This window comes from Pseudomonas sp. LB3P58 (genome assembly GCF_054897895.1).
Genome location: NZ_JBUBVE010000001.1, coordinates 6509835 through 6530302, shown reverse-complemented (window position 1 = coordinate 6530302; position 20468 = coordinate 6509835). Strand labels below are relative to the sequence as shown.

Sequence of the window (20468 nt, the reverse complement as noted above, 5' to 3'; positions counted from 1 at the left end):
CGCGATAGCGTTGTATCAGGCAGCATCTACGTCACTGACACACCGCTATCGCGAGCAGGCTCGCTCCCACAGGGATAATTGGGCAAACTGGCGGTCTGACTTTCTACATCCAAACCTGACTGAGAGGACTGATCATGGTTCTGCGCTCGGAAATTCTGGTGAACAAAAACGTGCTCCCGACTAAAGAACAAGCTCTGCCTGGCCGTGAAACCCCAATGACCGTGCCGGAAAAACACTTCGTCCACGACGCCCCGCTGCTGGGCCCGTTCGCGATGGACGTGGATTTCGCGATCTTCGGCCTCGGCTGCTTCTGGGGCGCAGAGCGCAAGTTCTGGCAGCGCGAAGGCGTGGTCAGTACGGCGGTGGGTTACGCCGGCGGCTTTACGCCGAACCCGACGTATGAAGAAGTCTGCTCGGGCCTGACCGGCCACAGCGAAGTGGTACTGGTGGTCTACGAGCCGGCAAAAGTCAGCTACGACGAGCTGCTGAAAATGTTCTGGGAATTGCACAACCCGACTCAGGGCATGCGCCAGGGCAATGACATCGGCACCCAGTACCGCTCGGTAATCTACGCCACCAACCCGACTCAGTTGGCAGCCGCCAAGCACAGCGAGCAAGTGTTCCAGGCTGAGTTGACCAAGGCTGGCAAAGGCACGATCACCACTGAAATCGACGAAGCCCCGACGGTCTACTTTGCCGAGGCTTATCACCAGCAGTACCTGGCCAAAAACCCTGAAGGGTATTGCGGCATTGGCGGTACAGGCGTGACTTGCCCGATATAAACCCCAAAAAGCAAAAGATCGCAGCCTCGTTTCACTCGACAGCTCCTACCGGGTTACGCATTCCCTTGTAGGAGCTGTCGAGTGAAACGAGGCTGCGATCTTTTGATCTTGCTCGTCGATTGACCCTATTCGGCGATCAACCAATCCATCTGCCACCCACCCTGGGTCTGCCCCAACTTCTTGGACAACCACGGCAACAGCTCACGCAATTCTTCTTCCAAGCCCCATGGCGGATTCGCAATCGCCAGCCCCGAGCCATTCAGACTGTTCGGCGTATCCAGCGGATGCACCAGCAGCTCGACCCGCAACAACTTCGGCGCGCCCGTACCCGCCAGGTCCTGATAAAAACGACGCAACAGGCGCTGGTCCTTCACCGGGTACCAGATCGCTGCCACGGTCTGCCGCATCCGGCCAATCGCCTCTTTCAGCGACGCCGCACAGCGCTGCATCTCATCCAGCTGCTCGAACGGCGGATCAATCAACATCACCGCCCGCTTCTCCTGCACCGGCAACATCGCACGCGGCACATGCCAGCCTTCGCCCAGATGCACCTTCACCCGACGATCACCGGCCATGTTGTCCTTGAGCAGCAAGCCGTCTTCCGGGTGCTTCTCGTTGAGCATCACCCGATCCTGCGGCCGCGTCAGACGCCGCGCCAACTCCGGCGACCCCGGGTAATAGCGCAACTGACCATCCGGGTTCATGTCGTGCAGCACCTTCATGTAATCCGCGGTCAACTCCGGCAGATCCGGCTGATCCCACAAACGCGCAATACCTTCCAGGTACTCACCGGTACGGCTCGCCTGATCACCCCGCAGGTCATACAGACCAATGCCGGCGTGAGTGTCGAGATAGGCAAACGGCTGCTCCTTGCGCGACATCAAAGCGATGATGCGGGTCAAAGTCAGGTGTTTGAACACATCGGCGTGATTGCCGGCATGGAAGGCGTGACGATAATTCATGGCTGCTCCTGCGAAGGGCGGGAAGTTTACCTTGTACCGAGGCGAACGTCAGGGCCTCACAGCCGAGCGGACAATCCCCCCTCACCCTAACCCTCTCCCCAAGGGGCGAGGGGATTGATTTTGGCGATCTCTCGCCCTCCATCGACCTGAACGATCAAAGTGAACTCAAGCTTGGCCAAGCCAAGGTCACCTTGCAGTCGCAGGTCGCAGAAAATCCCCCAAACACCTCGGTCAGTCCCCTCGCCCCGTGGGGAGAGGGCTAGGGTGAGGGGCATGGATCTCAAGCCTTACACCTACTCCGAAGAGCGCGCCCGCAACCGCCGCCCTAACACATCCAGCACATCACACCCATCCCGCAACGGAATGGCACAGAGCAAAGCAAAATCACTAAGAATGAAGGACTGACACTCGATCGAACCGCGCATGGACAGGTTCTCCATCACTTGGGTGACGGCGCGAATTCGGTAGTTGGCAGCGTCATACAAAACATCCAGCGGCGCTTGGGTGTCGACGAACAGGGTTGGCATGTCATCGCAATTGCTGGTGAGCGCCATGAAACGGCTTTGGGGATGGGGGGTTGGTTTTTCGTAGGGTGGGTCGGGATGAATACTTTTCATTTTTGAACCTCTGGTAGAAGTGGAGCTACCATCGGCCTTCCTACAGGCTTGGGTGGCAGCTATACGCGGGGTAGGAATATCGAGACCAGAGAACTCGACCACACCGAAGCGTGCCCGCGCACAGCCGCCGCAACTGATCTTACGGACGCATGTTGACGGCCGCAATTCAGGTGTCGACGCCGGAGCGTCCTCTCTAGTCTTGAAGGGTTCCTACACCCTGCCACTGAATTTTCAGTGACCACCAGAGACTATCGATGGAGAACATTTCACACCAGTTCATGGAAACCGCCGCGGATTGAAGGAAACTTCCGAAGAACTTGCCCAGAAATTTCGCTCAAAAAGCAAACGTGGCGAAAGGCTTCACTAAAGCTTGGCTTGATTTCGCCACCTGTTGAATCCACCACCTATAGCTGCCGCTCAGCAACGACAGAATTCGGCCAAGAGTGTGTAAAAAATGCCCGCCACTCTCTTGCCGCCGACTTCAGACGAAGCAGAATGCCAAGCTATCAAGATCGATCTCGGCGTAGATCCCCAAATCGCCCTTGTAGAGATAGATCTTGGACACTTCTAGCTCGGTTTGTAAGAACTCAACAAGCTTTCTAAGGTTACCGTTTTTAGACATCGTAGTCGGACGTACTACCGTTGCCTGTCCGGGTTCGTCATCGTAAATCCTGATCAGAAACACATCCTCTTCGCTCTGTATCTCGTAATTATAACCACGGTACTCATATCCAAAATCGTGGTCGACATCATCAAAGCGAGTAGATTTCACTATCTTCAAAGTAGCAGCCCGTTAAATATCACTCATAAACCAAGGAAGTGGACACAAGAAAGGAGACAGACTTATTTATTTTTCTAAGTTTTCAGAAATTCATGACTAGCTTAAGCACTAGCCTCACCAAGTTGAAAAGTCCTCCTGACTCGCTTTATAAAGATCATCAACCCACGCCTCGGACAACTTAAGGTACACATCTTCAAAAAACGCCCGCGGATTTCTCATTTCGTTCCACCCAGGAGGGAGCAAGGAGGGAGATATCGGATCATGTTCTAAAACCTCAGAAAAAACACTCGAGTCCCCATCAAGAGCCTCTCCCAACACAAAAAACAAAACAAACTTGTGCCGATAACTCAACGCAGCGAAACGCTTGACAATAAACCGAGATATTAAAAATGCTCTATCTGAAGGACAATCAGGATCGTACGTCGACAATTCAACCCCAAGACTCTCCTCGCGATCATATATATCAAACCCACCGAGAAAGTGCCCTAAACTTGGATTATCTGGAACATTCAGATACGGATGCATCAGCATTAAATTTTCTCTATCGGATAAAGCGCCAAGGGCTGTAATGTCTCGAAGTCGAATTTCATCTCAAAAGCATTCATCTGCGGAATGAAACGCGGATTTTGTGGATCTAAAGGATTAGGCTCATATCCCTGACCCACATTTTCAGCCTCCATTCTTACTACCAAATTTCCTTTACTATCCTCCCCAGTAAAACGAGACATTTTTCTAGTCTCCCTTGTCATCGCTTCATTATAAGCATTCAGCTGCGCTCTATGACTTATAAACTTAGAGCTTGGAACGGCTCTCCACCTCTTGCTTCCACCATGAAGTTCGCAGCTAGTGGTTTGTTGCTGAACAGCAAAACCCGAATTCTCGGCCCGATTCTTATACGCAACTCGCACTATAGCGATACACTTTCTAATAGCTATTAATAACGTCATTCTTCAAAAACCGACCATAACGAAACACAATAAAGTTGCAACAAAATAACGAACTCACTTACTCCATTGTCGTTCACCACCGATGATAACAAAGCATAAATTGACGGAGTTTATTTGTTACTCAAGCCCCCTTCAAACAGCCACAAACCTCGAAAATTGGAAAATATAAGCCCACCCCCTTTGCTCCATGAAAGTACACAGTAAAAAATCGCGCGCCTTGGGATATTTTTTACTCATCAAAAATATCAACTAGGTGACTCAACCATACCGCTCCCGAATCCCATTCGTGCCAGTAGCAGTAGCAGCAGCTCATCTTTTTGAGCAGAAACTCTCGCAACTCTATCTCGGTCATATGCCTCTCGAGCAGAGCAGCAATTTCATTTTTCAAAACCGAAATTGTTTCGGCTGTTGAGTCAGACAGGAAAGATCTAACAACATCATCCGCCGTGTGAAATTCACACATCCAGTCCTCATGAAAATAGGCTCCAAAGAACTGGTAAAGCTGCGAAAACGAATTATCGATCACTTGCATACCCCGTAAATATAATGTAGCCGGACGGCGATTCGTTAGTTCTCTGAAGTATTAACTTTACAACAGATAAAGACTCAAGTTCTCCACTGCGTCGAACAACTCCAACACCTACCGGCGCCGACATTGGTTGTGTAATAACGAGTCTGCGCGCATTACCTCTTATAAAATCATCTATTAGTTCTTTATTTCTATCCATGACGCTTGAAACTGTGGCCTCTGCGACAGTTTGATTAGGAAATGTCGATGCGATTGGTATATGTGGCTCTGCCTCGAGCCTTTCTCGCAACTGGGCTTCGGTCCGACCAATATGTTTCTCAATGAGATGGCCTCCCTGAGCTTCGTGTGCAGCCAAACCACCGCCCGGAACAATTACGCTAAACGGTCCTTCAGGATCACCGGGGCAAGGTAGACACGCCAACCCCAACGGATCAACCCACCCCGTCGGATTCGGCGTGTACTGGTACTGGTTCAGCCCGCCCGCTAGCTTGACCGGATCCGGTGTCAGGTACCGACCAACCTCCGGATCATAGTACCGATGGCGGTTGTAATGCAGGCCGCTCTCGGCGTCGAAGTACTGCCCCTGAAACCTCAACGGTTGTTCGAGCTGCTCTCCCCCACCGAACGCGAGGCGAGTGACTTTGCCGTAGACGTTGTACTTCGCCGACCAGACAATCTCGCCACCAAAATCGGTCAGTTCCTGCGGCGTACCCAGGTGGTCGAGTTGGTAGTAAAACGGGCAGGCCTTGCGCGGGCCTTTGCCGTCGAGCATGGCGAGTGGGCGGAAGCTGCCCGGTTCGTAGACGTAGCTGCGGTAATGCTCGCGGCTGCTTTCGGCGATGAGGTGGTTGCCTTGCCAGAAGAACTCGGTGGTGTTGCCGTCGACGGTTTTGCTGATTCGGCGGCCGAAGGCGTCGTAGCGGTAGTTGGCGCTGCGGCCGTCCGGGGTCGTGATGCCGACCAAGCGGTGTTGGCAGTCGTAGCGGTATTCGGTGACGAGTTTTTGCGCGGTGCCGCGGCGTTCGCGGATGAGGTTGCCGAAGGCGTCGTAGTCGTAGTGGCGGTCGCCTTGCATGAGCAGGCGATTACCCAGCACCTTCGCGGCGCCGGGGCGGTCCTGCATCAGCAGGTTGCCGGCCGGGTCGTGGGCAAAGCTTTCCGGTGGGTCGTCGCGGGTGTGGCGGACGCGGGTCAGGCGGTTGAGCGGGTCGTATTGGTAATTGCGTTGGCCGTGACGGGTGTCGGCGATGCTGTCGAGGTTGCCGTTGGTGCCGTAGGCATAGTCGCGGCGATACAGCGTTTGGCGCTGTTGACTGACAGCGTGGGCCTTCAATCGGCCCTGATCGTCGTAGGCATATTCGCTGAGCAGTTGCCCCTGCTGGCGTTGCTGTTCGCGGCCGAAGGCGAATTGGTGGCTGGTGAGTCGCGCGCCGTTGAGGTCGATGGCCGCCAGCGCGCCGCCCTTGGCGTGGTGGTAATCGAGTTTGCTGCCGTCCGGCAGGCGCAGGCGATTAAGTTGACCGCTGGCGTCATAGCCATAACGCAGCGTGCCCCAGCCTTGGTGTTCGGTGATCAGGCGGTCTTGCTGATCGTATTCGAACTCCAGCGGGTGATCGTGGCCGTCGTCGACGCAGACCAGTCGGCCGAGGCTGTCGTAGCGGTATTCAACCTTGATGCCGTCGGGCAGGGTTTTGACCAGTAGACGTCCGGCCGAATCCCGCTCATACGCCGTCACCAGCTGCGAACCGTCCTCACCGAACTCGGTTTTCTCCAGCAGCTGGCCATTGAGGTCGTAGGCGTACGCCGTGCGCTGGCCGTCGAACCCGGTTTCCTGTCGGATCAAGCCATTGGGCGTGTAGTCCAGCTGATATTTTTCGCCGGATTCGTTTTCGATTTCCGTCAGCAACAGCTGGGCGTTGTCGTAGCGGTACTTCAGCTGGGTGCCGTCGGCATTGATGCGGCGGCTGACCAGGTGCAGGTCGTCGATGTATTCGTAGCGGGTGACGCGGCCCAATTCATCGCGTTCGGCGGTGATCTTGCCGTAGGCGTTGTAGCTGAACGCACGGCTGGCGCCTGTGGGAAGCGTCGTCCGGATCAGTCGGCCGATGGCATCCCATTGGTACTTCGTGACGGCACCGTGTTCGTCCTGACGGGTAATCTGCCGCCCCAACGCATCGTAGGAAAACCGCCGCATACCACCATCCGGCAGCGTTTCCTCAACCAACTGCCCCAAGCCATTCCAGACGAAGACATGCCGGCTGGTGTCCGGGTAACGGATCGACAGCAGCTGACCTTTTTCGTCGTAGTGATAATGAGTGACATGACCGTCAGGGTCGGTCGCTTCGGTGATGTCGCCCTGAGCATTGCGCAGATATTTCCACACCGCTTTGCCGCGAGAACGCGCATGCAGGAAACCGTGGCGATACTCGTAGGCCGTCGGTTCGTCTTCCGACGGAATCAGCGCAATCAGCCGTCCGACCTCGTCGTAACGGTATTCGGTGACGGCGCCGAGCGGATCCTGCTCGGCCATCAGCCGACCGTTGTCGTCGTAAGCCTTGAGGTGTTCGCCGCCGTCCAGCTCGACCTTGCGCACCAGCCGCGCCCGGTCGTCATGGACGTAAACTTCTTCGCTGCCATCGATGTTCTGGACGGTGACACCGCCCTCGTCATCCCAGACGTAACGCGCGTCCATCTGTGAAAACGACGCCCAGTGGCGGATGCAGCGGGCCGCCTTGCCGGACCTTTCCCACTCCCAGAAGAAACTCGCCCCACCGGCCAACTGCCGCTGCAGGATGACGTGCTGATCGTCGTAGTCGTAACGCTCGCTTTCGCCGGCGGCATTGGTCGCTTCGATCAGCTGATCGCGTTCGTCGTAGCTGTAACTGACCAGTGTCAGCTCGGTGTGCCAGGCCTCGTCGAGGGTCTGGGCCGGGACAAAAACCTGATAGTCGACGGCGACCAAATGGCTGCGGTCATAGCGCAATCGCAAGGCACGACCAGCGCCATTGTCGAGGCGTTTGATGCGGTCTTGTCGGTCGCGGGTGATGCGCAGGCGGTTGTCGTAACCGTCGCTGATGGTCGCCAACCGACCGTTATGAAAGTGATAGAACCGTGCGTCCTCGCCAGCCTGGGCGAGGATCAGTTCTTCGGGTTCACCGCCCAGATAAATCGCTGCCCGCGAGAGGCTGTTGTGGATCGCCGGGCGTTCACTGTTTGGCAGCGGAAAGGTCGTACGACGGTTTTCGTGGTCGATCCAGATGACGGTCTCGCCATCGATTTCCAGTCGATGGGCGAGGCTGTGACTCCAGCCGAAACCGAGGCCGATATCGATCTCGGCGGCGCTGGTGCGATAGAGCCGGGTGAAGTCGAACGGCAGGATGCCATCCAGCGAACCGTCGGTGAGGGTCAGCAGTTCTTCGCCAGTGACCATCGATACCGGGCATTTGTTGGTGGCGGTTTTATCAACGGAATCGGCGCTATCGCCGTTGGGGTTTTTCGCCTGATCCGGGACGTTGTCGTGGTGTTCGTTTTGCTTGAGCGTGGTATTGCGCTTGGCGTCCCAACGTAGTTGCATCCGACCTTTTTTTAGACCCGCAGCCACACCGCGCGCGGCGACCGATTTGTATTGGTCGACGTACTTCATGAAGGTGTTGAGGATATTGAAAACAGCCTCGACGAAGCGCGTAGCCAGACCGGCGAGCACCTTTCCGTACTTGATTCCACGAAGCTTCAAATAGGCTACGGCGGCGGGCATGCCGACACCCGTGAGAGCCAGCGCCGAAGCAATCAGAATATCGATCAGTACCGCGACAATGGCATGGCTGGCCGCCTCTGCTGTGGTACCCGCAATTTCGCTAGACGGTAACGCCGAAAACCAAAGAGTCGCGGCACGAAACAGCAGGCAAAGCGCCGCTTCATCGCTGGCCAGCAACATGGCTTTTTCCATCGCGGCGGGTGATTGCTCCGCCAGATCGATAAGTTGCTGCGCACTGCTGCCGAGCCGCTCAAGGTGGGCACCAGGATTTTTAAGGATTTCAAAGACTAGGTTCAGGCCATCCCAAACACCCATGACTGCTGCCCAACTTCCCGCCTGCATTCCGTTGCCGGCGGCCGCAAAAGTCGACTGTGACCATTGCGGTTTAAAGCCTTCCCATTCTTTGCGCAGCCACCCTTCCAACTCTTGGGTCAGGCCATCGTAGGAAGAGAAAAGATCATCAACTTGCTGCGGTGTGACTTCGCTTTGGACGTGAATGCGGTAGAACTTGCCCTCGTCTCCCTTGAACGTCCCTTTGCCATTTTCATCAAGCGTGACAGACGTTGTTTTACCGCCGTCGATGGCAATCACATCAACCTGGATATTCCCAACGGGAACGTCATAAACCGATTCGAACTTGCTCTCGATTTCCAGCATCCCACCCTTCGGGCACTGCACGACGGTAGAGAGAAAATCGTCATCGCCACTGCTCACAGTGGTGCTGGCATTGCCGAACCGAATGATCCGTTCCATCCCCATTAGCGAAGGCATATCAGTCGCGTGACTGGCCTTGTCTGCCGCCCGGCTCAACCAATGCTTAAGCTGTTCACGGTAGAGGGAAAGGGTGTTCGGGAAACTGTCGAGCTCCTGCTCGATGAGTACGATCTGATCCATCAGTTCAGCTCCGCCATCAGGTAGTTCGCCAAGGCTGTTTTGGGTGCTTGTGGCAGGTCCGGTGCCTCAAGAAAGATCGCGACCTTGTGGCGCAAAACGCTTTCGGAAAACGCCTCGTAAAGGTCAGGGCGTTCCTCGCTCAACCACTTCAGCAAGTTGCTTATTCGAGTTGTTGCGAACTCGGTACCGAGGTGTTTGAGCAGTGGTTCGGAAACTTCCCACCACGGAAAAACCCGGGAACTGTTCAGCGCTTGACCACCGATTTCGAGTGATTGGCCATTGATCAAACAGCGCCCGATCACGGGCATTAGCTGCGTAGCGTTAACCTCGGCAGACTGAAGGATCGACAGCAAATAGCGCCCATCCCAAAAGCGAAAAAACACTGCGTTGCCGTTGGGCAAAAGGACTTGAGTGAGGCTGCGAAGATGCTCGACCAGCACCTCTTGAGAAGCAGTAGAAACCGCCAACCAACCCCAATCACGAGACTCGGTTGTGGCAACCCACTCCAAAAACTCACCGTCCGCAGCGATGATTCCCACATAAGGCATCACCGGCTCCCACTCGGCGTAAACGGTGTCGGCCCAGATCGAACTGGGTGCTTGAGCAGTGACCGACTGCTGCCAGGCTTTGAACGGTTCAGCGGCACTCGCATTGCTGAAAATGGCGAACAACTGTTCCGAGGGTTTAAGCGGCTGGCGCTCCAGCCAGTCACGAGGTGACATGCGATCAGGCTGCACAGACACCGTCCTTGCAGCGCTCACATTCCTCACAGAACGGCGCGTCGCTTTTCAGGCTCAGAATCTGTGCGGCACTCAGCAGCGCTGCCGGGACGGCGACGAGTTGCAACGGCGTATCCGGCAAGGCTGGCGATGCAGCCATGGCCGGCATCAACGCACCACCGACCTGGATTGGCACGCTGCTGAAGATCCCGCCGGGACCGATGTTGATCCACTGCCCGCCCGCCTGAATCGTCGCGCTGGCCCCGCCGTCGATCACCACTTGCTGACCGGCGCTGACATGGAATTGCTGACTGGCATTCAGCGCCTGACTGGTCACGCGAATGTATCGATCACCGATCACCACCAGGTGATCATCCAGTTTCACTTCGGTCTGGCGCTGGCCATGGGTGATGCGTTGCTCGTCGGCCTTCAGCTCATGGCGAGCGGTGCCCGTGACGACGATGCTGCGTTGGTTATCGACCTGCACCTGTTGATCGTTCAGCACGTGCTGGGTCCAGTTTCGCTGGGCACGCAGGTAGATTTCCTCGGCGCCTTTGCGATCCTCAATGCGCAATTCGTTGTAACCGCCGCCACCGGGACTGCTCTGGCTGCGGAAAATGCTGCGGGTTTTGTCGGCGGGTAGATCGAGCGGCATCGGAGTTGCGGCGTTTGGCAGGCAACCCATCACCAGCGGTTTGTCGGCATCGGCGTCGACGAATCCCACCAGCACTTCCATGCCGACTCGCGGGATCATCACACTGCCATAACGGTCGTGGGCCCAGCCGGTGGCGACGCGCAGCCAGCAGCTGGAGTGTTCATCGAGTTGACCGTCGCGGTCCCAAGCCAGCTGAACCTTGACCCGACCGAACTCGTCGCAATGGATTTCACTGTCGGTGGGGCCGGTGACCACGGCGGGTTGATAGCCGAGCATGCGTGGTTTTTCCGGCCCGAGTGGAGGGCGAAACGAAACGTCCCACGGTGTCGCCAGAAAGGTATTGCGATAGCCCTGAAAATCATCCGGGCCGTCGCTGGTAACCGACTCTTCCAGCACTTGCGGCTGGCGGCCACGGTGTTCAATTTCGGTGATCAACCACAGGTCATTCCATGCCTGACGCGGGTGTTCGGCCAGGTGTAGGAAGTGCCCGCTGACCAACGCCGATTCGTCGCCACGACCTTCGGCCTGACGGAAGTCGGCGTTGTGGCGTTCGAGTGCTCGTTGGGCCAGATGTTTGCCGTGTTCGCGGTCGGTGAATTGGCCGGGGAAGTGGTAATCCTCGAGTACCGGTCGCAGCTCGCTGTCGAGGCGGCTTTCAAGTTGCAGGCGAGGTTTCTGGAAGTCGTAGTCGCGACGTGTTACCGCTGTCGTCCGGGTTTCCAGTCGCACGTTGAAACGCTTGATGGCCGGCGCATCCGCCGCCATTCCGCTGCCCGGCAGGTAGAGCGTCGGCTCGGGCAGACGAGGGAAAACCGTCTGGTCATCACCAAACACCAACAGGTGCCCGTCGAGGCTGTGCTGAAAGTGGTAGTGAATGCCGATTTCGGCACACAGGCGTTGGATGAACGCCAGATCGCTTTCGGCGTATTGCACGCAGTACTCGCGATCGGCGTAGTCGCTGCCGAGACGAAACTCGAAGGCATCGCGCTGGATGCCGTGGTCCTTGAGGACCTGCGTGATGATCGCCGGTACGTTTTTGTGCTGGAAAATCCGCTGATTGATGCGCCGACCGAGGTAGGCCAGTCGCGGTACGAGGCTGATTTGGTAGCCCGTCAGACGTTGTCCGGAATCGCTTTGGCCGACGCGAAATATCTGACCATGAATGCCGGCCCCTTGCGCATCAAAACTCAGAAATGCATGACGATGCAGCAGGCTTTCAAGCTCTATGTCGGGCCGTTCGCTGACCAGTTCCAGGTCAAAACGGTAGGGTTGGCTGATGGCTTCCGTGCCCGTGAACTCAAGCACCTTGAGCTCATTCTGGACACCGTCGATCGTCAACGTGAAACGCGGTTGATTGGCAGGAGCGAACATCCGATGTGTCTCTGCAGAATGAAGGCGGGCGATTCTGCATGAGCGACAAGGGGTGTTGATGGAGGGACAGGGAAATCAGATTTGTCCTGCTTTTTTAGAGATTTCTCCTTCAACAATCGGTGTGTTTGGCTACAGACATTCCCTTCAAGACCACCACCCTCCCCTGTAGGAGTGAGCCGGCTCCGGGCGGCGTTCCGACGATAGCGGTTAATCATTCAACATTAATGTCGACTGACCCGACGCTATCGCGAGCAGGCTCACTCCCACAGGGGTATGTACAGGGATTCAAAATTTGCGCGGACAAAAAAACGGCCCGCATCCAGTAGGAAGCGGGCCGTTTTGTTGTAGCCGAAAGGTCAGAGCATCAGCTCATCCCGATCACTTGTTCAGGCGGAAATCTGCCTCGGCAGCGGCGAAGCGCTGAAGCATGCCTTTAGTAGGCTCGCCCAGCTTGCTGACAATGTAGATCGCCAGGCTGGCGAAGATGAAACCAGGGATGATTTCGTACAGGCCCAGCAGTTCGAAGTGTTTCCAGACGATCACGGTGATCGCGCCGACCAGGATGCCGGCCAGTGCGCCGTTGCGGGTCATGTCTTTCCATATCACGGAGATCAGGACAACCGGACCGAACGCAGCGCCGAAACCGGCCCAGGCGTAGCTGACCAGACCCAATACGCGGTTTTCCGGGTTAGCGGCCAATGCGATAGCAATCAGGGCAACCAGCAAAACCATGGCACGGCCGACCCAGACCAACTCTACCTGGGAGGCGGTTTTACGCAGGAAGGTTTTGTAGAAGTCTTCGGTCAGGGCGCTCGAGCACACCAGCAATTGGCAGCTCAGGGTGCTCATGACAGCAGCCAGAATGGCCGACAGCAGTACACCGGCAACCCACGGGTTGAACAGGATCTTGGCCAGTTCGATGAACACACGTTCGTGGTTTTCGCTCACTGGCATTGCTACAGCAGGGTTTGCCGAGAAGTAGGCAATACCGAAGAAACCGACAGCGACGGTGCCGCCCAGGCACAGGATCATCCAGGTCATGGAGATACGGCGAGCGTTAGCGATCGACTTGACCGAATCCGCCGCCATGAAGCGCGCCAGGATGTGCGGCTGGCCGAAGTAGCCCAGGCCCCAGCCCATCAACGAGATGATGCCGATGAAGGTGGTGTTTTTCAGCATGTCGAAGTTGCTTGGATCTTGTGCTTCGATGGCCAGGAACGTGGTGTCGATGCCGCCAGTGGCCAGCAGCACGATGATCGGCGTCAGCAACAGGGCGAAGATCATCAGGGTGGCTTGTACGGTGTCAGTCCAGCTCACGGCCAGGAAACCACCGACGAAGGTGTAGGCAATCGTCGCCGCAGCGCCAGCCCACAGTGCAGTCTCGTAGGACATGCCGAAGGTGCTTTCAAACAGACGGGCGCCGGCCACGATGCCGGAAGCGCAGTAGATGGTGAAGAACACCAGGATCACGACCGCGGAGATGATCCGCAGCAGGCCGCTTTTATCTTCAAAACGGCTGGAGAAGTAATCCGGCAGGGTCAGCGCATCGCCGTTGTGCTCGGTCTGCACGCGCAGACGGCCGGCGACGAACAGCCAGTTGAGGTAAGCACCGATGATCAGACCGATGGCGATCCAGCTTTCGGAAAGACCGGACATGTAGATAGCGCCCGGCAGGCCCATCAACAACCAGCCGCTCATGTCGGAGGCGCCGGCGGACAATGCAGTCACGACGCTGCCCAGGCTGCGACCGCCCAGAATGTAGTCAGAAAGGTTGTTGGTGGAGCGATAGGCCATGAAGCCGATCAGCACCATTGCTGCGATGTAGATCACGAACGTGATCAGTGTTGGATTGCTTACGCTCATTAAGTGATGCCCTGGCTTTGTTTTTATGTAGCGGCAGAGTGTGAAACCACCGACAAACGACAACGTTTGTTCAGACGATTTCGGGGCCCGCGCATTTATGACTGATGTTTCCCCAGGAAAGCCATCAGCCGGTGCACCTGTCTTTTTTGACCGGTTGCACCTTGGGCGCGAATGCTATTCAACAAAGCAAATAAGGTGCAACCAGTTTCGCGAGAATAAGTTGCACCTAGGCGGATTTACCTGAAAAAGCCCCGTTTTTGCTCCCTTTTAGCGCAGTCCTCTCGGTTTACTAGAAGCAAAAGCACCAAGCAGGGGCGGTACGTTCGTACCGGAATTTATTTCCTGACGAGCTGCGTATTATTCCGATAAAAAAAGGGTTGCACCCGGTTGCACCTCGACGGTTGCACGGCTAATCTTGCCGCCAGCTGATGCCACGCGGTCGTGGCAAACATGAGGATAAAAATATGGCGACCACCACCCTTGGGGTCAAACTTGACGACCCGACCCGCGAGCGCCTCAAGGCTGCCGCGACCTCGATTGATCGCACGCCGCACTGGCTGATCAAGCAGGCAATTTTCAATTACCTGGAAAAACTCGAGGGTGGTGCAACCCTGACCGAGCTGAGCGGTTTGATCAGCAAAGACGCTGACGACGCCGGCGAGGTCCACGGTGACCACGCGCACCAGTGCTTCCTGGAGTTCGCAGAAAGCATCCTGCCGCAATCGGTGCTGCGCGCGTCGATCACCGCCGCTTACCGTCGCCCTGAGCCGGAAGTGGTGCCGATGTTGATCGAGCAGGCTCGCCTGCCCGCTGCGATGGCTGAAGCCACCAACAAGCTCGCCTCTTCGATTGCCGAAAAACTGCGCAATCAGAAGAGCGCCGGCGGCCGTGCCGGGATTGTTCAGGGCCTGTTGCAGGAATTTTCCCTGTCGTCCCAGGAAGGCGTGGCGCTGATGTGCCTGGCCGAAGCGCTGCTGCGCATACCGGACAAAGGCACGCGTGACGCACTGATTCGCGACAAAATCAGCACCGGCAACTGGCACCCGCACCTGGGCAACAGCCCGTCGTTGTTCGTCAACGCCGCCACGTGGGGCTTGCTGCTGACCGGCAAACTGGTCGCCACCCACAACGAAGCCGGCCTGACGTCGTCCTTGAGCCGCATCATTGGCAAGAGCGGCGAGCCGATGATCCGCAAGGGCGTCGACATGGCTATGCGCCTGATGGGCGAGCAGTTCGTGACCGGCGAAACCATCGCCGAGGCCCTGGCCAACGCCAGCAAGTTCGAAGCCAAAGGCTTCCGCTATTCCTACGACATGCTGGGTGAAGCCGCACTCACCGAGCACGACGCCCAGAAGTACCTGGCCTCGTACGAACAAGCCATCCACTCGATCGGCAAAGCGTCCCACGGTCGTGGGATTTATGAAGGCCCGGGCATTTCCATCAAGCTGTCGGCACTGCACCCGCGTTACAGCCGTGCACAGTACGAGCGCGTGATGGACGAGCTGTACCCGCGCCTGCTGTCGCTGACCTTGCTGGCCAAGCAATACGACATCGGCCTGAACATCGACGCCGAAGAAGCCGACCGCCTCGAGCTGTCGCTGGATCTGCTGGAGCGCCTGTGCTTCGAGCCGCAACTGACCGGCTGGAACGGCATCGGTTTCGTGATCCAGGCTTATCAAAAGCGTTGCCCGTATGTGATCGACTACGTGATTGACCTGGCTCGCCGCAGCCGTCATCGCCTGATGATTCGTCTAGTGAAAGGCGCGTACTGGGACAGCGAAATCAAGCGCGCCCAGGTCGAAGGTCTGGAAGGCTATCCGGTCTACACCCGCAAGGTGTACACCGACGTTTCCTACATCGCCTGCGCCCGCAAACTGCTGTCGGTACCAGAAGTCATCTACCCGCAGTTCGCCACGCACAACGCCCACACCTTGTCGGCCATCTACCACATCGCCGGTCAGAACTATTACCCCGGCCAGTACGAGTTCCAGTGCCTGCACGGCATGGGCGAACCGCTGTACGAACAGGTTGTAGGCAAAGTTTCCGAAGGCAAACTGAACCGTCCGTGCCGCGTGTACGCACCGGTCGGTACACACGAAACACTGCTGGCGTACCTGGTGCGTCGTCTGCTGGAAAACGGTGCGAACACCTCCTTCGTCAATCAGATCGCCGATCAGTCCATCTCGATTCAGGCACTGGTGGCCGATCCAGTGGCCAGCATCGAGCGGATGGCGACGCTGGAAGGCGGCTTCGGCCTGCCGCACCCGCGTATTCCGCTGCCGCGTGATCTTTATGGTGCCGAGCGCGCCAACTCCAGCGGCATCGACATGGCCAACGAACATCGTCTGGCTTCGCTGTCCTGTGCTTTGCTGGCAACCGCTCATAACAACTGGAAAGCCGCGCCGATGCTCGGTTGCGCCTCCAGCACTGAAACCCCTGCACCGGTTCTGAACCCGTCCGATCTGCGTGACGTGGTCGGCCACGTACAGGAAGCGACCGTCGAAGACGTCGACAACGCGATCCAGTGCGCCCTGAACGCTGCGCCGATCTGGCAGGCCACCCCGCCCGCCGAACGTGCCGCGATTCTGGAACGTGCCGCTGATTTGATGGAAGGCGAGATCCAGCCGCTGATGGGCCTGCTGGCTCGCGAAGCCGGCAAGACCTTCGCCAACGCCATCGCCGAAGTACGCGAAGCCGTGGACTTCCTGCGTTATTACGCGGTGCAGGCGCGCAACGATTTCACCAACGACGCCCACCGCCCATTGGGTCCGGTGGTCTGCATCAGCCCGTGGAACTTCCCGCTGGCCATTTTCAGTGGTCAAGTCGCTGCTGCACTGGCCGCCGGTAACCCGGTACTGGCCAAGCCTGCGGAACAAACCCCGCTGGTGGCGGCTCAAGCCGTGCGCTTGCTGCTCGAAGCCGGGATTCCGGAAGGCGTGCTGCAATTGCTGCCGGGCCGTGGCGAAACCGTTGGCGCTCGTCTGGTCGGTGACGATCGGGTCAAAGGCGTGATGTTCACCGGTTCCACTGAAGTCGCTCGTTTGCTGCAACGCAATGTTGCGGGTCGTCTGGATGCTCAAGGTCGCCCGATTCCGCTGATCGCTGAAACTGGCGGCCAGAACGCGATGATCGTCGACTCCTCCGCATTGACTGAACAAGTCGTGATCGACGTCGTATCGTCGGCCTTCGACAGTGCTGGTCAACGTTGCTCGGCACTGCGAGTGTTGTGCCTGCAGGAAGATTCCGCGGACCGTGTCATCGAAATGCTTAAAGGTGCCATGGCTGAATGCCGTCTCGGCAATCCAGAACGCCTGTCCGTAGACATCGGCCCGGTGATCGACGCCGAAGCCAAGGCCGGCATCGAGAAGCACATCCAGGGCATGCGTGACAAAGGTCGCAGCGTGTACCAGGTGGCAATCGCCAACACCGAAGAAGTCAAACGCGGCACCTTCGTGATGCCGACGCTGATCGAACTGGAAAGCTTCGACGAGCTGCAACGGGAGATCTTCGGCCCGGTGCTGCACGTGGTTCGCTACAAGCGCAAAGACATCGATCAATTGATCGGTCAGATCAACGCGTCCGGCTACGGCCTGACCTTGGGCGTGCACACTCGCATCGACGAGACCATCGCCAAGGTGATCGACAACGTCAATGCCGGCAACGTCTACGTGAACCGCAACATTGTGGGTGCTGTAGTCGGCGTGCAGCCGTTCGGCGGTGAAGGCCTGTCGGGTACTGGCCCGAAAGCCGGTGGTCCGCTGTACCTGTACCGTCTGTTGTCGACGCGTCCTACCGATGCAATCGAACAATCTTTCGCTCGCGGCGACGCCATCGCTGCACCGGACGTTCGTCTGCGTGATGCCATGAGCAAACCGCTGAAGGCCCTGCAAGCCTGGGCTGACAGCAACAAGTTTGCCGACCTGAGCACCCTGTGCGTGCAGTTCGCGGCGCAATCGCAAAGCGGGATCACCCGTGTTCTGGCGGGCCCGACCGGCGAGCGCAACAGCTACGCCATCCTGCCGCGCGAACACGTGCTGTGCCTGGCGGAAGTCGAAGGCGATCTGCTGACGCAACTGGCGGCGGTATTGGCCGTCGGCGGTTCGGCGGTATGGCCGGAAGCTGAATTGACCAAGGCGTTGTTCGCACGTTTGCCGAAGGAAATTCAGGCGAAGATCAAGCTGGTTTCCGACTGGAGCAAGGACGAAGTGCTGTTTGATGCGGTTCTGCATCACGGCCATTCCGATCAGCTGCGTGCGGTGTGCCAGCAAGTGGCCAAGCGTGCCGGTGCGATCGTTGGGGTTCATGGCTTGTCGCAAGGCGAGACCAACATTGCGCTGGAACGCCTGGTGATCGAGCGGGCGTTGAGCGTTAACACTGCTGCGGCGGGTGGTAATGCCAGCCTGATGACGATCGGCTAAACCGCAACAAGACCGGGCGCCCGCAATGGACGCCCGGTATGCAATATCCCCTGTGGGAGCGAGCCTGCTCGCGATAGCGGTGTGTCATCCAATACATGTGTCGGATGACACACCGCTATCGCGAGCAGGCTCGCTCCCACAGTTGTTTTGGGGTGTCTGGTAAGTCGCTGCGCTGCTCCACCATCACGCTCATCAATCATCCTGTTCACCCCGCCCTTCCCACGCCTAGACTCGGTCCATTCCAAAAAAAGGTAGGCCGCCATGTCCGAGACGTTGCTCAGTTCCCGCAATCTGGCTTTCGAGCTGTATGAAGTCCTTGATGCCGAGGGCCTGACCCAGCGTGAGCGTTTCGCCGAGCACAACCGCGAGACCTTCGACGCGGCCATCGGCACCGCTCGCAACATCGCCGAGAAGTACTTCGCCCCGCACAATCGCAAGGGCGACGAGAATGAGCCGCGCTATGAGGACGGTCAGGCGATTCTGATTCCGGAAGTGAAACCGGCGGTGGATGCCTTCCTTGAGGCCGGTTTCCTCAACGCCGCACGCAGTTTCGACGCGGGTGGGATGCAACTTCCTACGCTGTTGTCCCAGGCCTGCTTTGCGCATTTTCAGTCGGCCAACGCGGCGTCGACCTCTTATCCGTTCCTGACCATGGGCGCGGCGAACCTGATCGAAAGTTTCGGCACCGAGGAGCAGAAACAGCGCTTCCTGCAACCGATGATCGACGGTCGCTTCTTCGGCACCATGGCGCTGACCGAGCCGCATGCCGGCTCATCGCTGTCGGATATTCGTACCCGCGCAGAGCCTGCGCCTGACGGCAGCTATCGGCTCAAGGGCAACAAGATTTTCATCTCCGGCGGCGATCACCCGTTGTCGGAAAACATCGTGCACATGGTGCTGGCCAAGTTGCCGGATGCACCGGCTGGCGTGAAAGGAATTTCGCTGTTCATAGTGCCCAAGTTTCTGGTCAACGATGACGGCAGTCTGGGCAAACGCAACGACGTGTTGCTGGCCGGGCTGTTCCACAAGATGGGCTGGCGCGGTACTACGTCCACCGCGCTGAACTTCGGCGACAACGGCGAGTGTGTCGGCTACCTCGTGGGCAAGCCTCATCATGGCTTGAGCTACATGTTCCAGATGATGAACGAGGCGCGGATCGGCGTCGGCATGGGCGCGGTGATGCTCGGTTACGCCGGCTATCTGTATTCCCTGGAATACGCCCGCGAGCGTCCGCAAGGTCGCGTGCCGGACAGCAAGGACCCGAATACCGCGCCGGTGGCGATCATTCAGCACGCCGACGTCAAACGCATGTTGCTGACCCAGAAAGCCTACGTCGAAGGCTCGTTCGACCTTGGGTTGTACGCGGCGAGACTGTTTGACGACACCACGACGCTTGAGACCGAAGCCGAGCGCAAACAGGCCCACGAACTGCTGGATTTGCTCACGCCGATCGTCAAATCCTGGCCGTCGGAGTTTTGCCTGAAGGCCAACGAACTGGCGATCCAGATTCTCGGCGGCCATGGCTACACCCGCGAATACCCGGTGGAGCAGTATTACCGCGACAACCGTTTGAACCCGATTCATGAAGGGACTCACGGCATTCAGTCACTGGATTTGCTGGGCCGCAAACTGGCGCAGAACGGCGGCGCGGGGCTCAAGCAATTGATCCGTCTGATTGCCGATACCGCCGAGCGCGCTCAAGCGTATGAATCGTTGACCGCGCTGCGTGAGCCGTTGGAGAAATTGGTGGCGCGCCTGCAAACCGTGACCATTGGTTTGCTGACGGATTTGGGGCAAGGCAAGGTTAATAGCAGCCTGGCGAACTCGGCGCTGTACCTGAAAGTGTTCGGGCACACGGTGATTGGCTGGCGCTGGCTGGAGCAGGCGATTCGCGCGGAGGAAGGGCTGACCAAAGGGAATGCGGCGGATGTGAGCTTCTATAGAGGCAAGCTGCAGGCGGCGCGGTATTTTCTGACATGGGAAGTGCCGGGTTGCCACCATGAACTGGCGATTCTTGAGGCGCGGGATGATGTATGTCTTGGGATGCGGGATGAGTGGTTTTAACTGAAGAGTTGCTGAACTGCTGAAATCCTTTCGCGAGCAGGCTCGCTCCCACAGGTGATTGCATTCCAATGTGGGAGCGAGCCTGCTCGCGATGGCGTCAGCGCAGACAACA

The 20468-nt window shown here is 57.6% G+C and carries 12 protein-coding genes; 3 read left to right on the top strand and 9 right to left on the bottom strand.

Translation table 11 applies throughout. The features are described from left to right. Positions 1-134 precede the first annotated feature (134 nt). Positions 135-782 carry a peptide-methionine (S)-S-oxide reductase MsrA gene (gene msrA, locus ACYZTZ_RS30385; RefSeq protein WP_415758213.1) on the top strand — a complete coding sequence of 216 codons (648 nt, stop codon included), beginning with the start codon at positions 135-137 and terminating at the stop codon, positions 780-782. Positions 783-907: 125 nt separating this feature from the next. On the opposite strand, the gene ACYZTZ_RS30380 is transcribed toward msrA, so the two are convergent. The 9 genes from ACYZTZ_RS30380 to putP all read right to left on the bottom strand — a co-directional run bounded on the left by ACYZTZ_RS30380 (position 908) and on the right by putP (position 13874). Further along, the gene (locus ACYZTZ_RS30380) at positions 908-1744 is read right to left on the bottom strand and encodes a 23S rRNA (adenine(2030)-N(6))-methyltransferase RlmJ (protein ID WP_462000562.1); all 837 of its coding nucleotides are present in this window, start codon (positions 1742-1744) and stop codon (positions 908-910) included. A 293-nt stretch (positions 1745-2037) separates the two neighbouring features. Further along, positions 2038-2361 (bottom strand): hypothetical protein, encoded by a 324-nt coding sequence (locus ACYZTZ_RS30375; RefSeq protein ID WP_462000561.1) that lies wholly within the window; start codon positions 2359-2361, stop codon positions 2038-2040. Positions 2362-3256: 895 nt separating this feature from the next. Beyond that, positions 3257-3673 carry a hypothetical protein gene (locus tag ACYZTZ_RS30370; RefSeq protein ID WP_462000560.1) on the bottom strand — a complete coding sequence of 139 codons (417 nt, stop codon included), beginning with the start codon at positions 3671-3673 and terminating at the stop codon, positions 3257-3259. Next, entirely contained in the window at positions 3673-3870 is a 198-nt protein-coding gene (locus ACYZTZ_RS30365) for a hypothetical protein (RefSeq protein ID WP_462000559.1), read from the bottom strand. Before ACYZTZ_RS30365 ends, ACYZTZ_RS30370 begins: the two co-directional genes overlap by 1 nt. Positions 3871-4318: 448 nt before the next feature. Continuing rightward, positions 4319-4615 (bottom strand): contact-dependent growth inhibition system immunity protein, encoded by a 297-nt coding sequence (locus ACYZTZ_RS30360; protein ID WP_462000558.1) that lies wholly within the window; start codon positions 4613-4615, stop codon positions 4319-4321. Continuing rightward, on the bottom strand, positions 4605-9266 hold the full coding sequence (locus tag ACYZTZ_RS30355) for an RHS repeat-associated core domain-containing protein (RefSeq protein WP_462000557.1): 4662 nt from the start codon (positions 9264-9266) through the stop codon (positions 4605-4607). Before ACYZTZ_RS30355 ends, ACYZTZ_RS30360 begins: the two co-directional genes overlap by 11 nt. After that, on the bottom strand, positions 9266-10003 hold the full coding sequence (locus ACYZTZ_RS30350; protein ID WP_462000556.1) for a DUF4123 domain-containing protein: 738 nt from the start codon (positions 10001-10003) through the stop codon (positions 9266-9268). Before ACYZTZ_RS30350 ends, ACYZTZ_RS30355 begins: the two co-directional genes overlap by 1 nt. Further along, positions 9993-12011: a type VI secretion system Vgr family protein gene (locus tag ACYZTZ_RS30345; RefSeq protein ID WP_462000555.1), complete on the bottom strand. Its 2019-nt coding sequence runs from the start codon at positions 12009-12011 to the stop codon at positions 9993-9995. Before ACYZTZ_RS30345 ends, ACYZTZ_RS30350 begins: the two co-directional genes overlap by 11 nt. Positions 12012-12389: 378 nt before the next feature. Continuing rightward, positions 12390-13874, bottom strand: coding sequence for a sodium/proline symporter PutP (gene putP / locus ACYZTZ_RS30340; RefSeq protein ID WP_074873014.1), 1485 nt, complete (start codon positions 13872-13874; stop codon positions 12390-12392). Between the two features lie 464 nt (positions 13875-14338). Between putP and putA the strand changes: the two genes are divergently transcribed. Next, the gene (gene putA, locus ACYZTZ_RS30335; protein ID WP_462000554.1) at positions 14339-18292 is read left to right on the top strand and encodes a trifunctional transcriptional regulator/proline dehydrogenase/L-glutamate gamma-semialdehyde dehydrogenase; all 3954 of its coding nucleotides are present in this window, start codon (positions 14339-14341) and stop codon (positions 18290-18292) included. Positions 18293-18553: 261 nt separating this feature from the next. Next, positions 18554-20356 carry an acyl-CoA dehydrogenase gene (locus ACYZTZ_RS30330; protein ID WP_462000553.1) on the top strand — a complete coding sequence of 601 codons (1803 nt, stop codon included), beginning with the start codon at positions 18554-18556 and terminating at the stop codon, positions 20354-20356. The last annotated feature ends 112 nt before the right edge of the window (positions 20357-20468 follow it).

Coding starts and splice junctions, on each gene's coding strand:
- ACYZTZ_RS30370 (WP_462000560.1), bottom strand. CDS start 3,673: ATGCTGATGCATCCGTATCTGAATGTTCCAGATAATCCAAGTTTAGGG.
- ACYZTZ_RS30380 (WP_462000562.1), bottom strand. CDS start 1,744: ATGAATTATCGTCACGCCTTCCATGCCGGCAATCACGCCGATGTGTTC.
- ACYZTZ_RS30345 (WP_462000555.1), bottom strand. CDS start 12,011: ATGTTCGCTCCTGCCAATCAACCGCGTTTCACGTTGACGATCGACGGT.
- putP (WP_074873014.1), bottom strand. CDS start 13,874: ATGAGCGTAAGCAATCCAACACTGATCACGTTCGTGATCTACATCGCA.
- ACYZTZ_RS30355 (WP_462000557.1), bottom strand. CDS start 9,266: ATGGATCAGATCGTACTCATCGAGCAGGAGCTCGACAGTTTCCCGAAC.
- ACYZTZ_RS30365 (WP_462000559.1), bottom strand. CDS start 3,870: ATGTCTCGTTTTACTGGGGAGGATAGTAAAGGAAATTTGGTAGTAAGA.
- msrA (WP_415758213.1), top strand. CDS start 135: ATGGTTCTGCGCTCGGAAATTCTGGTGAACAAAAACGTGCTCCCGACT.
- ACYZTZ_RS30375 (WP_462000561.1), bottom strand. CDS start 2,361: ATGAAAAGTATTCATCCCGACCCACCCTACGAAAAACCAACCCCCCAT.
- ACYZTZ_RS30330 (WP_462000553.1), top strand. CDS start 18,554: ATGTCCGAGACGTTGCTCAGTTCCCGCAATCTGGCTTTCGAGCTGTAT.
- putA (WP_462000554.1), top strand. CDS start 14,339: ATGGCGACCACCACCCTTGGGGTCAAACTTGACGACCCGACCCGCGAG.